The sequence below is a fragment of the Bythopirellula sp. genome, from assembly GCF_041737835.1.
GTDB lineage: Bacteria > Planctomycetota > Planctomycetia > Pirellulales > Lacipirellulaceae > Bythopirellula.
Genome location: NZ_JBGSQY010000031.1, coordinates 73,376 through 87,147, shown reverse-complemented (window position 1 = coordinate 87,147; position 13,772 = coordinate 73,376). Strand labels below are relative to the sequence as shown.

The window sequence follows — 13,772 nt, the reverse complement described above, 5'->3', positions numbered from 1 at the left end:
AAAAGGTTAGAATTACGCTATCAGCATGAAGGACGCATTTATGGTCGCAAACCGCAGTCAAATCTTTAACCTCATCGAGCAGCACCATGAGCAGCTGCGCAAATTTGGCGTGCGCAGATTGCAATTGTTCGGCTCGGCGGTTCGTAACGAGCTTCGCACGGACAGCGATCTCGATTTTGTCGTCGAACTTGCCGACGACACGCTCGATTCCTACATGGGAGTTAAGTATTACCTGGAAGATCTGTTTGGCTGTGGCGTGGATCTCGTGTTAGCTGACACAATCAAACCGTTGCTGCGCGAACGAATCCTGGCGGAGGCCGTCGATGCCCCGGGATTCTGATGTTTATCTTCAGGACATCATAGACTCGATCACTCGAATAAAGTCCTATACCCAAGGGCTCGATCATGCACGCTTTGAAGAAGATCAGCGTACCGTTGATGCGGTGATTCGCAATTTAGAAATCATTGGTGAAGCGGTGAAAGCTCTCCCGCAGGATTTGCGTGATTTGCATAGCGATGTACCCTGGAAGAATATTGCCGGCTTTCGTGATGTGTTAATCCATAACTATTTCGGTATTAGCATCGCTATCGTTTGGGATGTGCTAACCAATCATTTGCCACCCTTGGAAGTCAAGGTGAAACAATTGCTAGGCGAGCAGAGCTAGCGATACATCGCGTCAATTTCCCTCGCGAAATTCTGTGAAATCACCTCCCTACGCAAACTGAATTTCGCGGTAACTTCGCCCGCATCCAGTGAAAAGTTGCGCGGCAGGATCGTGAACGGCCCTACTTGCTCTTCGTGGGCCATGTCGACTAGCAGGCGGTCGATTTCACTGCGAAACAGTTCGCGAACGCGAGGATGATTCACCGCTCGGCGTTTGGACCAGACCCACAAGCGATTGTCCTTGATGAATTTCTTGAGCGCCTGCGGATTGGGAACGATGAGCGCCGCCAAATGGCTGTGGCCGTCCCCCACCACGCACGCGGTCTCGACATAAGGCGAGCCTGCGAGCTGTTGTTCGACGGCACTGGGGCTGACTTTCTTGCCGGTCGTGAGGACTATCAACTCCTTGTGACGGCCCACGATCCGCAGGTTGCCGGCCAGATCAAATTCGCCGAGATCTCCCGTGTGCAGCCAGCCGTCGACCATCGCTTCGCGCGTGGCCGCCTCATCCCGCCAGTAGCCCTGCATCACGTTAGGACCGCGTACGAGAATCTCTCCATGGTCGGAGAGTTTAACTTCGACACCCTCAAGCACTCGGCCCACGCTGCCCGGTCTGTAGTTTTCTTTGCGAGTTGCAGAGATCACCGGCGCGGCTTCGGTGAGCCCATATCCCGACAACAGTGGCAAACCCTGTTCGGCAAACAGCCGTTCGACTTCCGGCGCGACGGCCGCCCCGCCGCAAAAGCAAAGCCGCACCTGTCCCCCGAGCAGTTCCTTGAGCGCCTCCGGCTGGTTCGCTTTGCCAGCGACATGCAGGGCTTGCGCTACTTTTTGATAGAAATAGGGCACACCATTAAGAACGGTTGGTTTGACGATTTGACAGTCGCGCAGGATCGTCTCGCGACTCTCGGCGAGAACGATGCGCGTCCCGCGGTAGAGCCACGTATAAAGATCGCACGTACGGGCGTAAATATGACTCAAAGGCAAGAAGCAAAGCCGCGTTTCTTCATGAGGCGAGCCAACGGCTTCGGTTGTGGCGATGGCGTTGCTTGCTAAATTGCCGTGGCTGAGCATCACGCCGCGTGGATGGCCCGTCGTGCCGGAAGTGAAAAGGATGGTGGCGAGGTCAGAGGATTTTGGATTTATGATTTTGGATCTATGATTTTCAGAATTCCTTAACAGCTCTTCATGTGTCACGCATGAGATTGACCCTTTCGACAAAAATTGTGAATGGGCTTCTCTAACTAACAGCTGAGGTTCAGCCAACGCAATTTGCTCACTAACCTGCGTCATTGGCAATGTCGCATGGAGCGGCACATGCACGGCTCCCAGAGTAAGAATGGCGAGATCTGTGACAATCCACTCGTAGCTGTTGGGCGCGTATTGGACGACGCGATTACCCGTTTGAACTCCCGCGGCTTGGAGTCCGGCCATCGCCCGCTGCACGTCGACATTGAGTTCCTGCCAGGTTTTCCAAGAGAGCACGCCGTCGCGAATTCGTCCCGCCGCCGGTTGTTCCGGTCGCCGCGCAACGGTCGCTTGGAAAAGGGCCGGGATGGTGGAATTGGTGGGTGACGGCATAATCACACCCCATTGCACTTAAGCCCGAAGTTGCCCGCCGAGTTCCTGGGCAAGCGCGGCGACCACTTTGTCGCGGACGCCGTCGGCTTCTTCATTGGTGAGCGTGCCAGTCGCCGAGCGTAGCTGGATCGAGAACAGCAAGCTTTTTTTGCCGGGGCCTAGCTTGTCGGCACTGCGATACTCTTCCTGGAACGTGAGGATTTCCAGCAACTCGCCGCAGCCGGCGCGGACGATCCGCTCGACGTCGGCCCACAGGATTTTCTCTTCAACAACGAGGTTCAGATCCCGCGATACCGGAGGATAGGGCGAAAGTTCCTTGGCTCGCCGCACCAAAACGGCGGCTTCAATCAGCACGCCGAGATCAAGCTCCGCCACGGCCGTTTCGCCGCGGAGTTCAAACTGCTCGCGACCTTTTGGGCTGACCACGCCGAGGTAACCAAACCGCTGGTTGCCGAGTTTTAGCTCCGCCCCCTGCCCTGCCGTGAAGAACGGCGCATCGTACGATGTCGCAGCGAGTTTCACGCCAGGAGCGATTGCCGTGACCAAGGTTTCCAGAATGCCCTTGAGTTCCAAAAATCCGCCGCCACTGGTGAGACCCAGCATGCGTCGCTGGTCGGGCAAACCGCCGGTTTGTGGCAGATAAATGCTGGCGATTTCAAACAGCTCGATCACGCTGTTGAACAATGTTTCGTTCGTGCGGCGGCTGGCCAACAGGCTTGGTAGCAATGTTTGCCGTAGGCAATTCGCCCGGCGTAAAACGGGTGTGCTCGTTGAAAGTGGCTCGGCGGTCGTCCACGGACGAAACGCATCGACCCATTCGCGGTCGACGGTACTAATCGTCATGGCCTCGTCGAATCCAAGCGACGTCATGGCATCGCGGACCTGATCAAGCACGCGATCTTCACGGCTGCGGGTCGAAGCGACCATTTTGACCCCCGCATCCTCGGGGATTTCGTCGTAACCGTTGATCCGGCCTACTTCTTCGATGAGGTCAATCTCACGTGTCAAATCGGCCCGCCAACTCGGCGGCACGACTTTCACGCAATGATCGCAAGCGTGCGTTTCTTCGTTGCCCAGGGCTTTTAAGATTTGTCGCACGCGGCCATCGGGAATTTTGATCCACAAAACACGTTCGATCTGATCGAAACGAAGTTTCACCTGTTCGCGTGGCTGCGGTTGTGTGCCGAAATCGATCACTCCCTCGGCGAGTTCACCCCCCGCGAGTTCCAAAATCAGTTCGCAACAACGCCGGCTAGCCCAGTCGATCCCCTCGGGGTCGACTCGCCGTTCAAAGCGATAGGACGACGGGCTATGCAAATGCAGCCTTCTTGCCGTATTTCGCACCGAAAGTGGGGCAAAATCGGCCGATTCAATCAAAAGATCAACGGTCGAGTCGGAGACTTCGCTCGTCGCACCACCCATCACGCCGGCGAGAGCGACCGCTTTTTCGCCATCGGCGATCACGCAGGTATCGGCCGCAAGTTCGTAGCTTTGGTGATTGATGGCGGTAAATTTTTCGCCCGGCTTGGCGCGGCGAACGATGATCTTACCACCGGCAAGTTGCTTGAAATCAAACGTATGCAAAGGCTGGCCGCATTCCATCATCACGTAATTGGAGATATCAACCACGTTGTTGATCACGGCGATGCCCAAAGTCTGCAGCCGATCAGAGAGCCACTTTGGGCTCGGCCCAATCTTCACGCCCCGAATCACGCGAGCCGTGTAGCGCGGGCACAAATCCGGACATTCAACCGTGACGCTCGTGATCTTGGCAACATCCAAACCCTTCGCTTGCGGTTTAGCGGCAGGAATCTTGAGTCCAGTGTCCCAAAGCACCGAAACCTCACGGGCGATCCCAATATGCCCCAAGCAATCGGGGCGGTTGCTCGTCACCTCGACATCGATGGCCACGTCATCCCCTACCGGATGAAACTCTTCGAGGTTAAGCCCCGTGAGTGTCAAACGGTTGGTCAGCTCCTCGACGGTCATCGTCAGCGGGACGTATTCTTTCAGCCAATTCCAGGAAACGATCATCAGAATTGCTCCAGGAATCGCACATCATTTTGATAAAGCGCACGGATGTCGGTGATTCCGTGCTGCCGCATGCAGACACGCTCCACACCCAGCCCGAAGGCAAAACCGGTGACTTCGTCGGGATCGTAACCGACGGCACGCAAGACGTTGGGATCGACCATGCCCGCGCCACCCATTTCCATCCAGCCCCCCTGCCAATTCATGTCGACTTCGACACTCGGCTCGGTGAACGGAAAAAACGAGGGGCGAAAGCGGATATGCACTTCATCGTCACCGCCAAAATAGCTCTGGCAAAACAGCCGCAAAACGCTCTTGAGGTCGGCCATCGTCACGCCGCGATCCACGAGCAAACCTTCGATTTGATGGAACATCGGGTAGTGCGTGGCGTCGGCCGTGTCGGGGCGATAAACGCGACCCAGCGAAATGATTCGCACGGGTGGCGGCGTCGATTCCATCACGCGGATTTGCACGGTGCTTGTTTGCGAACGAAGCAACAACGGCGAGCCCCCACTCTCCGAAGACTCAGGAGCGGGCGGTGCAGCATCACCACCATTGGTTGAATGCGCCACGCTCAAATAAAAATTATCGAGCGGATCGCGCGCGGGGTGAATCAACGGGATGTTGAGCGCCTCGAAGTTATGCCACTCGTCTTCGATCTCGGGACCTTCCACCGCCGAAAATCCGAGCCGCCCCATGATTTCCTTCATCGAGCGGATAGTCTGTGTGATCGGATGCAGATGCCCAAGGCGTTTCGCGCGGCCGGGAAGGGTAACATCAAAGGCTTTGGCCGTTGTTGTCTTGCCCGAGCCAAGCCGTTCTTGCGCGACCGTAAACGCTGCTTCGATGGCCGTTTTGACTTCGTTGAATTTCTTGCCGGCGGCGGGTTTATCGGTGGGCGGCACCGAACCCAAGCCCTTTTGCGCATCGCGGAGCTTGCCGGCTTTGGCCCCCAAATAGGCCACGCGAGCCGCTTCCAGCGCAGCAGCATCCGATGCGCCGGAAAAGTCGCTTTGCGCAGCTTGGGTAAGTGAATCAAGGCTGGCGAGAAATTCAGCGAGGGCCACGAGTCTGTGCCTCCGCGGAATTAGGCAGCCAAGGCTTCGCGGGCCTTTTCCACGACGGCATCAAAGCCCGCTGCATCGTTGATCGCCATTTCGGAAAGCGTCTTGCGATCGAGATCGATGTTGGCTTTCTTCAGGCCGCAGATGAACTCGCTGTAACGCAAACCCCGTTCGCGAACGGCGGCGTTGATGCGGATGATCCAGAGCTTGCGGAACTCACGCTTGCGGACGCGACGATCGCGGAACGCGAACGCGCCGGCACGCAGCAACGTTTCCTTGGCCGTACGCAACAGATTGTTACGACCGCCACGGTAGCCCTTGGTCTTTTTGAAAAGACGATTCTTGGCCCGATTACGGGCACTGCCTTTGGTGGTTCTCATCGAAGGAACCCTTTACTTTTCGGTGTCGCGCCCAGGCCTCTTCACACGGTGGAAGATGTTCTGTTGCCCGGCGTGCTTGATCAGTGCGGTACGAGTCTCCGACTCGTAATTCATGGCGAAATGCGACTCGAAGAGTCGCACCACACTGTTAGTAGCTGTTGCCAGCCAGAGCAATTTTGATGCTCTTGTTGTTGGCTTTCGCCGTGGCATCGGTGCCACGCAACTGGCGTTTGCGCTTTTGGCTCATGCGGGCGGCCAAATGGCTCGTACCAGCCTTGCGGTGCATAGCCTTGCCGGTGGCAGACAAGCGGAAGCGCTTCTTGGTGCCTTTGTGGGTTTTCTGCTTGGGCATGTCACACACTCCAACAAGGATCGATACAAATACGGAAGCCCCGCATTCTAGCAGAATCCCTGGCCCTGAAAAGGGCGTCCCAGAAGAAACGCCGCTAATCCGCAAGCGGTCGCTCGCGGTTTAGCGGCGTTAAAAATCTAAGCCGAAAACGCTTATTTTGGCGCCAAAATCAGCACGATCCGGCGGCCTTGCATCGAGGCTTCTTGCTCGACCTTGGCATCTTCGGCGAGCTCCGCCACGAGCCGCTTCACCAGCTTGAAGCCTTCGTCGACGTGCGCATTTTCGCGGCCGCGGAAAATGACCGAGCAAATCACCTTGTCGCGGGCCTTCAGAAACTGCCGCGCGTGGTTGACCTTGGTCATGAAGTCGTGATCGCCGATCTTCGGGCGGAGGCGAATTTCTTTGTTCTTGCCGTGATGCGTATGGCCCTTGGCAAGCCGCTTTTTCTGCTGATATTTGAACTTACCGAAGTCCATAATGCGGCAGACGGGCGGCTTCTCCAACGGAGCCACCTCGACCAAATCCAGGCCAGACTCGCGGGCTCGTTCAAGTGCCTCATCGCGAGTAATGACGCCTAATTGATCGCCTTCCAGTCCAATCACTCGCAAAGGAGATGTACGAATCTGTTCGTTGATTCGTTGCTGTTTCGTTTCGATCGCAATTGCCTCCGCAGGGTCTTTTAAAAACTCAATTTCCGCCAAATCCGCGTAACATCACAGTATTGGTTATGCAGGCGGGGGTCGTCAACTCGCTCAGGCCTCATTATTTGCTTAAGCGTCAATACTCGTTCTTCACGTCACGATCCACCAAGGCCGGGCCGCTGCTGTCCGCCACCTGGCGAACTGTCTTGGCGTCGACTTCCTCGCGCAACTTGGCCAACGCCTCGTCGAGCGCCAAGGCTCCCAGGTCACCCTCGATCCGATCCCGCAGCGTCACGGTGCCATTTTGGGCGTCTTTTTCACCCACCACGACCATGTAAGGAATCAACGCCAACTGGGCCTCGCGGATTTTCGCCCCCAGTTTTTGGCCCCGGTAATCGCCGGTCACCCGGAAACCGGCCTCCTTGAACCGCTGTTCGACTTCTCGGCCATAAGCTTCGGACTTTTCGCTCACGGTCACGATGCGAGCCTGCTCAGGAGCCAACCACAGCGGGAATGCCCCCGCAAAATGCTCGATCAACACCCCCACAAAACGCTCCATCGAGCCGAGCGGCGCTCTGTGAATCATCACCGGCCGGTGGGGCTGGTTATCAGCACCGATGTACTCCAGAGCAAACCGCTCCGCACTCGGCAGATTGTAGTCGAGTTGCACGGTCCCCAATTGCCATTCGCGTCCAATGCAATCGGTCACCACGAAGTCGATTTTCGGCCCGTAGAATGCTGCCTCGCCCGGCTCAGGCTCGCGACCTGGCAGGTTCATTTCCTCAGCCACGCGCTGAATGGCGGCTTCGGCACGGTCCCAGACTTCGCTGCTGCCGACGTACTTGTCGCTGTCGGGATCGCGGAAACCAAGCCGTACGCGGTAGTTTTCCATGCCCAGTGATTTCAGCACAGTCAGTGTCATTTCCAAGCAACCACGGACCTCGTCGGCGACCTGATCCTCGGTGCAGAAAATATGGGCGTCGTCCTGGGTAAATCCACGCACGCGGGTCATGCCGCTGAGTTCGCCCGATTGCTCGTAGCGATAAACAGTGCCAAATTCCGCCAGACGCACCGGCAAATCGCGGTACGAGCGGGGTTTCGCCTTGTAAATCATGATGTGATGCGGGCAATTCATCGGCTTAAGGAGATACCGCTCCCCTTCTCCCGGCTTTTGCCCTTCCCGTTCGCTCAAATCGATTGGCGGGAATTGGCTCTCGCTGTAATACGGAAAGTGCCCGGAAATCTGGTAAAGCTCGATTTTGCCGATATTCGGGGTGTAAACCGCGTCGTACCCCCGGCGGCGGAGCTCGCTCTTGAGATAGTCTTCCAAGGTCTGACGAATGACGGCCCCTTTAGGTAGCCACAGAATCAAACCCGAGCCGACGATCGGGTTCACGGTGAACAGCTCCAGCTGCTTCCCAAGCACGCGATGATCGCGGCGTTTGGCTTCTTCCAGAAGGCGCAAATGATCTTCAAGTTCTTGCTTGTCGAAGAACGCGGTCGCATACAAACGCTGTAACTGCGGCCGCGAGGAATCGCCTTTCCAGTACGCTCCGGCAAGGCTCAACAGCTTGAACGCTTTGCCAATGTGAGAAGTGCTCGGGATATGCCGGCCACGACAAAGGTCGAGGAATTCTCCTTGCCGATAGAACGATAATTCCGCCTCATTGGCCAAGCCTGATTCAATGTGCTCGACCTTGAATTCCTGCCCCAGCTCTTGGCACATAGACAGGGCTTTCTCTCTAGCAACATCCAGACGCTCAAATGCCAAATCTTCCTTGACGATCTTGGCCATCTCGGCTTCGATCGCGGGGAAATCTTCCTCAGAAAGCGGCTTTTTTAGCTGAAAATCGTAATAAAAACCGATTCCGGTCGAAGGGCCAAAGGCAAGTTGCACGCCTTCATGCAAACGCATCACCGCTTGGGCCATCACATGCGCGCACGAATGTCGCAAGATGCCCAGCGACTCCGCATCGCGCTTGGTGAGCAAGCGCAACTGCACTTCGCCATCGTTCGGCAAAGGAGTGGTCAGATCGATCTGCTTGCCATCGACTTCGGCAGCAATCGCTGCTTTCAACAGGCCCGGGCCGATCTCAGCTGCGATTTCACGAGGAGTGACAGAACTAGGGTATTCACGCCGACTACCATCCGGCAAAGTGACTTTTAACATGTTCGGTTGCGCTGCTCGCATGATCGCTTAGGGTGGGGAAAGACTGAACTTAAGAACTCGGGAGTATAAAGCGTGCCAAGCAAGTCGGCCATCGCGAGTTTTCCGCGTGACAACCAACTCTTGATCCGGCCTTTATCACAAACGCCGCCTCCCCATGAAAGGTAGGGCGGGGCGGAGAGTTTCCATGAAATGAGGATGGTTTCGTAGGCATGCAAGTTCACAAAAAGGGCTGCGGGAATAGCGAGTGCTAGCACTCGGCACAAAATTTGCGCTGACGCACTTTTGGGACCAGCGAAGAGTCCAGGAGTGCCAAGAAAAAGCCGCAATTTCTCACTTCAGATACATCTTCCCCATTATTCGCAAGTGTTTACCCCTCAAGAAGAAACGCCATTTTCCTGATGCGGCCGGATTTTTTTCCCAAAATTTCTCTCCCTTACCATTGCCAAAACTGTTGCAAGCCCGCAATTCCTTGGTAAAGTGTGAGAGGAATGGCAGATCGTCTGCCGTTGATGGGTTTCTTGTCTTGTCAGCAATCCGGAGTTTTTAGCCGTTTTTCTCTGAGAAATGGACACCACGGTGACTTAGGGCAGTTTGGCCCGTGGGAAGTGTGGCTAAGTTTCGAGTGATTTGCTGTTAAATCAGCCGGATTGCACACGCGGGGGCAGAATCTGAATTCTTAATCGATTTTTCGCGTGCACGCCGCGTTCAGCGTCAGTACAATGAACGCAACCCCAACAAACAAGGAATTCTAGTAACAAGATTTATCTTCGACCTATTGAGATGGGGAAACTGGAGTAATGAACATGAAGCGAAGCCTACTAATGTCTTTCTGTGTCGTTGCCATCGTGGCAATGTCCCTTGGCCAAGCAATGGCCACGATCAGCCTTTCTTTGAACCTGCGATATACCGATCCTGCTAATGCTGCCGGTGGCGGTACCTGGGATCTCTTGGCCAAAACCGACAATGTCAATGGCATTTCGGCTTTGGTGGTTGTCCTCGACAACATCACCTTTGGTTCAACAACCTTCAACAGCGCCATTGATGGTATCCCCATCGAAACCAGCCAATCGGGCACCTTGACCGAAATCGTCTGGGGCTACGATGTGAACGCGACTGCTGGTGTTGGCAAATTTGCTGATGTCGGAAATGGTGCTGGAACTCCCGGTAATGTTCCTAACGATGACCTCTTCGGTTCCAACGCTACCTACAACAACATGGCCTTAATCATGTCAGGTGCCTTTGGTGCAACTCGTCCTTCGTTCGGCAGTCTTCCCGGCGCCGGTGGTGGTCCTAGCACTGGTCAAAGCTGGAGCAGTGGTGCCATGACTGCAGGTGGTCCTGAAGAAGCCATTGTCCTGATGGGTGGTGATGGCGTTCGCGGTGACTCGGTCGCTGTTGATGGCTTGCTCCTCGGTGACTCGAATCGTGACGGCGTTGTCAACAACACCGACTTCGGTAATGTCATCAACAACTTCTTTGCCAGCCCACGCACTTGGGATCAAGGCGACTTCAACAGCGATGGCGTTGTCAACAACACCGACTTCGGTTTTGTCATCAACAACTTCTTCGCATCGGCTCCGAATCCAGCTTTTACGGCTGTCCCTGAGCCAGCCAGCTTCGCCTTGTTGGCCGCAGCTGGGGCTATGTTGGGCTTTATCCGCAAGAGATAGTCTCCCATAGACCAAAAATTGCACCGTTGTAACTACTGATAATTCAAAAAAAACTTTACGACCTCGAGGATGTTCTAATGACTAGATTTTTGAAAGGTATGTTTGCAATCGCCCTGGTGGGTATGATTGCTGCTCAGGCTCAAGCTGGTTCGTTTACTTTGACGCCTGTTGTGTCCGCTTCCTATGACTTGGCCTTTACCCAAGATGCCGCGACTCGTTCAACCACGGACAAAACTGGCGGTCCTGGCATTTGGCAAGTTGATATCTTTATGACCGTGGATTCGCTTGAAGCTGGTGAAGCTGGCTTCGCCAACACCGGTTTCAATGCCATCTTTGATGGTGTTAGCGATGCGTTTGATGCTGGTTGGACTGCCAATTCCGCAACTGTTGATTCCAACGGTGCTCTTCCTGGCGGTATCGTTCCCTTGTTTGCTACCAACGTCGATGCAGGTACTCCTGGCGACGAATTGGGCATCTTGGTTTCGATCGCTGGTGGTGTGACTGGTGCTAACGATCCACGCCGCAAGGTCGGACAGGTCGGTGGCGTTCCAGGTTTCCTTGGTTCCTTGTTCGTGCAATGGGATGCAGTTGCTACAGGTAAGCTGAGCATTCAAGACATCCTGTTCCAATCGAATAGCACCACTGGTCAGTTCGGCAACACCGTTTCCGGAATTTCTTCGGAGGTTATTTTCGGTGTGCCTGAACCAAGCACCATTGCCATGGCTGGTTTGAGCCTGCTCGGCTTGGCCTTCCGTCGCCGTGCTGCCTAATTAGCAACACATTTCGATTTTACAACAAAACCCTCGCTGCCTTTGGTAGCGAGGGTTTTTTTGTTTTTCTATTGAGACTACTCTCAACAAGAGTTATGTTGGTTGTAACTGGCCAGTAGCTTCCCCCTCGGGGTAAGCGATCCTCGCAGCAGTCGCTTATTTTTGCATAACGCAACTCATCAAGCGACATCACAAGGACAGGTGCATGAGGAGATCTCCAAAATGTTCGCTTATCTCAAGAAATTCGCTATTGCTTTGATCGCTGGCAATTGCCTGGGCATCGTTTCCCAACAATTATCCGCGCTCACGGTCGATCTTATCCCCACAATTGTCGGGGCCTACAACAACGCGACCGAATTTAATCCAATCCCTATTCCGGACATCAATTCCTATCCAGGGCATTCAGCCGTCTATCAAATCGACTTTTCGATTTTTGTTTATGACCTGGAGCCAAATGAAGCCGGCTTCGCCAATATCGGCTTTACTGCCGTAACTGAAAATTTGACAACGGAACTTGGTGGGTGGCAGCAATATTTTGCATCTGACAGTAGCCCTCCGATCCTCGGTGTTCTTTTCGCGACTAACCTTGATGCTGGTACTCCTGGCGACAACATTGGTATTTTGACATCGATCGCCGGAGGCGTAACGAACCCCTCAGATCCGCGCCGCACGGTCGGCCAGACCGCACCTCAATGGATAGGCTCGCTGTATCTGACCTGGGATGGCGTGACGCCTGCCAAGCTCACGACCGATGGCATCTTATTTCAATCGAACAGCCTGACGGGTCAATTCGGCAACACCAAGTCCGGCGTCTCGACGACCATCTTTTTCGGCGTACCCGAGCCAAGCAGTTTGATTTTATTAGGAATGTGCGCGGCGGGTTGCTTCTTCAGCAGAGGTCGTCGAAGAGCTCTTTAAGATCATTGCGAAAGGACGAGCCATGCTGCTCACGAGCGGCTATAAGACGTGTAATTTCGTCAAAGCCATCTGTTTGGCCGTTGCTTGTTTCACATCGCAATACGCGCAGGCCTTGACGGTTGATCTCATCCCGACGGTCGTCGCGGCCTTTGATCAAACAACTTTTGACTCGATCGTACCTGTTCCCGATACGAAGTCGCTTCCTGGCTATCCGGCCGTCTATCAGGTTGACTTTTCAATCTTTGTCTACGACCTTGAGCCGAACGAAGCCGGCTTCGCGAACATCGGCTTCAATGTGTTAACCGAAAACCTGACTGATATTGCTGGGTGGCAGCCCGATATGACCGATATTGATATTCCGGGCCCAAGACCGGCAGGCATAATTCCCTATTTCTTTGTAAATTTGGACGCAGGCGTTCCAGGAGACAACTTAGGAATACTGGTTTCAATAGCTGGAGGCATCACAAGATCGAGCGATCCTCGCTACACCGTCGGACAAACGACACCAGCGCTAATGGGATCGCTATTCGTCCTGTGGGATGGAGTCACACCTGCCCAGCTCACGACCGATGGGATCTTATTTTCATCCAACAGCCTCTCAGGCCAATTCGGCAATACCAAGTCCGGGGTTTCAACGACCATTTTTTTCGGCGTGCCCGAGCCAAGTAGTTTGGTTCTGGTAGGATTGTGCGCGGCTGGCTGCTTCAATATGAGAGGTCGGCGAAGAGCTCTTTAAGATCATTGCGAAAGGACGAGCCATGCTGCTCACGAGCGGCTATAAGACGTGTAATTTCGTCAAAGCCATCTGTTTGGCCGTTGCTTGTTTCACATCGCAATTCGCGCAGGCCTTGACGGTCGATCTCATCCCTCAGGTTGTGGCGGCTTACAACAACGCGACCGATTTTAATCCAATTCCTATTCCGGACATCAATGCCTATCCAGGGCATTCAGCCGTCTATCAAATCGACTTTTCGATTTTTGTTTATGACCTGGAGCCAAATGAAGCCGGCTTCGCCAATATCGGCTTCAATGCATTAACCGAGAATTTGACAACGGAGCTCGGTGGCTGGCAGCAATATTATGCACCAGCAATCCCACTTTTCTTTGTGAATGTGGATGCGGGAATTCCGGGGGATAACAAGGGCATTCTTGTGTCGATTACTGGTGGAGTAACGAACCCTTCAGATCCGCGCCGTACGGTCGGCCAGACCGCACCTCAATGGATAGGCACACTCTATGTCACCTGGGATGGCGTGACGCCTGCCAAGCTCACGACCGATGGGATCTTATTTTCATCCAACAGCCTCACAGGCCAATTCGGCAACACTAAATCAGGAGTCTCGACGACCATCTTTTTCGGCGTACCCGAGCCGAGCAGTTTGGTTCTGGTGACGCTATTGGCCGCGACAATCGGCTTCGCTCAAAGAGACCGCAGAACAACTCTACTGTGCGGCTGAAAAATAAACACGAACCATGTTGTACGTGAGAATTTCGCGTAGAACTTTGCAGGAGTTCTCATTCCTGTTCAGGC

14 protein-coding genes are annotated in these 13,772 nt (G+C 54.5%); 7 read left to right on the top strand and 7 right to left on the bottom strand.

Annotated elements, in window-relative coordinates:
- Positions 1 to 25: 25 nt before the first annotated feature.
- Entirely contained in the window at positions 26 to 340 is a 315-nt protein-coding gene (locus tag AC6T8Q_RS09735; RefSeq protein WP_500678890.1) for a nucleotidyltransferase family protein, read from the top strand.
- The gene (locus AC6T8Q_RS09730) at positions 324 to 665 is read left to right on the top strand and encodes a HepT-like ribonuclease domain-containing protein (RefSeq protein ID WP_500678889.1); all 342 of its coding nucleotides are present in this window, start codon (positions 324 to 326) and stop codon (positions 663 to 665) included. Before AC6T8Q_RS09735 ends, AC6T8Q_RS09730 begins: the two co-directional genes overlap by 17 nt.
- Here AC6T8Q_RS09730 and AC6T8Q_RS09725 read toward each other — a convergent pair.
- From AC6T8Q_RS09725 to thrS, 7 genes are all read right to left on the bottom strand, one after another.
- Positions 662 to 2,245: an AMP-dependent synthetase/ligase gene (locus AC6T8Q_RS09725; RefSeq protein ID WP_500678888.1), complete on the bottom strand. Its 1,584-nt coding sequence runs from the start codon at positions 2,243 to 2,245 to the stop codon at positions 662 to 664. The two genes, AC6T8Q_RS09730 and AC6T8Q_RS09725, sit on opposite strands and share 4 nt — an antisense overlap.
- An 18-nt stretch (positions 2,246 to 2,263) precedes the next feature.
- Entirely contained in the window at positions 2,264 to 4,279 is a 2,016-nt protein-coding gene (gene pheT / locus AC6T8Q_RS09720; RefSeq protein ID WP_500678887.1) for a phenylalanine--tRNA ligase subunit beta, read from the bottom strand.
- Positions 4,279 to 5,343: a phenylalanine--tRNA ligase subunit alpha gene (gene pheS, locus AC6T8Q_RS09715; RefSeq protein WP_500678886.1), complete on the bottom strand. Its 1,065-nt coding sequence runs from the start codon at positions 5,341 to 5,343 to the stop codon at positions 4,279 to 4,281. The genes pheT and pheS overlap by 1 nt, the downstream gene beginning before the upstream one ends.
- A gap of 20 nt (positions 5,344 to 5,363) precedes the next feature.
- A complete protein-coding gene (rplT, locus tag AC6T8Q_RS09710) occupies positions 5,364 to 5,720 on the bottom strand; it encodes a 50S ribosomal protein L20 (protein ID WP_496920118.1) in 357 nt (118 codons plus the stop codon).
- A 148-nt stretch (positions 5,721 to 5,868) separates the two neighbouring features.
- Positions 5,869 to 6,072, bottom strand: coding sequence for a 50S ribosomal protein L35 (rpmI, locus tag AC6T8Q_RS09705; RefSeq protein WP_500678885.1), 204 nt, complete (start codon positions 6,070 to 6,072; stop codon positions 5,869 to 5,871).
- A 152-nt stretch (positions 6,073 to 6,224) separates the two neighbouring features.
- Complete coding sequence (infC, locus tag AC6T8Q_RS09700) at positions 6,225 to 6,773, bottom strand: translation initiation factor IF-3 (RefSeq protein ID WP_500678884.1); 549 nt, start codon at positions 6,771 to 6,773, stop codon at positions 6,225 to 6,227.
- A 76-nt stretch (positions 6,774 to 6,849) separates the two neighbouring features.
- Positions 6,850 to 8,883, bottom strand: coding sequence for a threonine--tRNA ligase (thrS, locus tag AC6T8Q_RS09695; RefSeq protein ID WP_500678883.1), 2,034 nt, complete (start codon positions 8,881 to 8,883; stop codon positions 6,850 to 6,852).
- A gap of 803 nt (positions 8,884 to 9,686) precedes the next feature.
- Here thrS and AC6T8Q_RS09690 point away from each other — a divergent pair.
- The 5 genes from AC6T8Q_RS09690 (at position 9,687) to AC6T8Q_RS09670 (ending at position 13,698) form a co-directional block, all read left to right on the top strand.
- Positions 9,687 to 10,553 (top strand): dockerin type I domain-containing protein, encoded by an 867-nt coding sequence (locus AC6T8Q_RS09690; protein ID WP_500678882.1) that lies wholly within the window; start codon positions 9,687 to 9,689, stop codon positions 10,551 to 10,553.
- A gap of 77 nt (positions 10,554 to 10,630) precedes the next feature.
- Positions 10,631 to 11,323 (top strand): PEP-CTERM sorting domain-containing protein, encoded by a 693-nt coding sequence (locus AC6T8Q_RS09685; protein WP_500678881.1) that lies wholly within the window; start codon positions 10,631 to 10,633, stop codon positions 11,321 to 11,323.
- A 222-nt stretch (positions 11,324 to 11,545) separates the two neighbouring features.
- The gene (locus tag AC6T8Q_RS09680; protein ID WP_500678880.1) at positions 11,546 to 12,241 is read left to right on the top strand and encodes a PEP-CTERM sorting domain-containing protein; all 696 of its coding nucleotides are present in this window, start codon (positions 11,546 to 11,548) and stop codon (positions 12,239 to 12,241) included.
- Between the two features lie 112 nt (positions 12,242 to 12,353).
- The gene (locus AC6T8Q_RS09675) at positions 12,354 to 12,977 is read left to right on the top strand and encodes a PEP-CTERM sorting domain-containing protein (protein ID WP_500678879.1); all 624 of its coding nucleotides are present in this window, start codon (positions 12,354 to 12,356) and stop codon (positions 12,975 to 12,977) included.
- 22 nt (positions 12,978 to 12,999) lie between these two features.
- Entirely contained in the window at positions 13,000 to 13,698 is a 699-nt protein-coding gene (locus AC6T8Q_RS09670) for a PEP-CTERM sorting domain-containing protein (RefSeq protein ID WP_500678878.1), read from the top strand.
- Positions 13,699 to 13,772 lie beyond the last annotated feature (74 nt).

What these genes read in the sequence shown, in the direction of transcription:
- AC6T8Q_RS09735 (WP_500678890.1), top strand. Translation starts at nt 26, where the DNA reads ATGAAGGACGCATTTATGGTCGCAAACCGCAGTCAAATCTTTAACCTC.
- AC6T8Q_RS09730 (WP_500678889.1), top strand. Translation starts at nt 324, where the DNA reads ATGCCCCGGGATTCTGATGTTTATCTTCAGGACATCATAGACTCGATC.
- AC6T8Q_RS09725 (WP_500678888.1), bottom strand. Translation starts at nt 2,245, where the DNA reads ATGCCGTCACCCACCAATTCCACCATCCCGGCCCTTTTCCAAGCGACC.
- pheT (WP_500678887.1), bottom strand. Translation starts at nt 4,279, where the DNA reads ATGATCGTTTCCTGGAATTGGCTGAAAGAATACGTCCCGCTGACGATG.
- rplT (WP_496920118.1), bottom strand. Translation starts at nt 5,720, where the DNA reads ATGAGAACCACCAAAGGCAGTGCCCGTAATCGGGCCAAGAATCGTCTT.
- rpmI (WP_500678885.1), bottom strand. Translation starts at nt 6,072, where the DNA reads ATGCCCAAGCAGAAAACCCACAAAGGCACCAAGAAGCGCTTCCGCTTG.
- thrS (WP_500678883.1), bottom strand. Translation starts at nt 8,883, where the DNA reads ATGTTAAAAGTCACTTTGCCGGATGGTAGTCGGCGTGAATACCCTAGT.
- AC6T8Q_RS09690 (WP_500678882.1), top strand. Translation starts at nt 9,687, where the DNA reads ATGAAGCGAAGCCTACTAATGTCTTTCTGTGTCGTTGCCATCGTGGCA.
- AC6T8Q_RS09685 (WP_500678881.1), top strand. Translation starts at nt 10,631, where the DNA reads ATGACTAGATTTTTGAAAGGTATGTTTGCAATCGCCCTGGTGGGTATG.
- AC6T8Q_RS09680 (WP_500678880.1), top strand. Translation starts at nt 11,546, where the DNA reads ATGTTCGCTTATCTCAAGAAATTCGCTATTGCTTTGATCGCTGGCAAT.
- AC6T8Q_RS09670 (WP_500678878.1), top strand. Translation starts at nt 13,000, where the DNA reads ATGCTGCTCACGAGCGGCTATAAGACGTGTAATTTCGTCAAAGCCATC.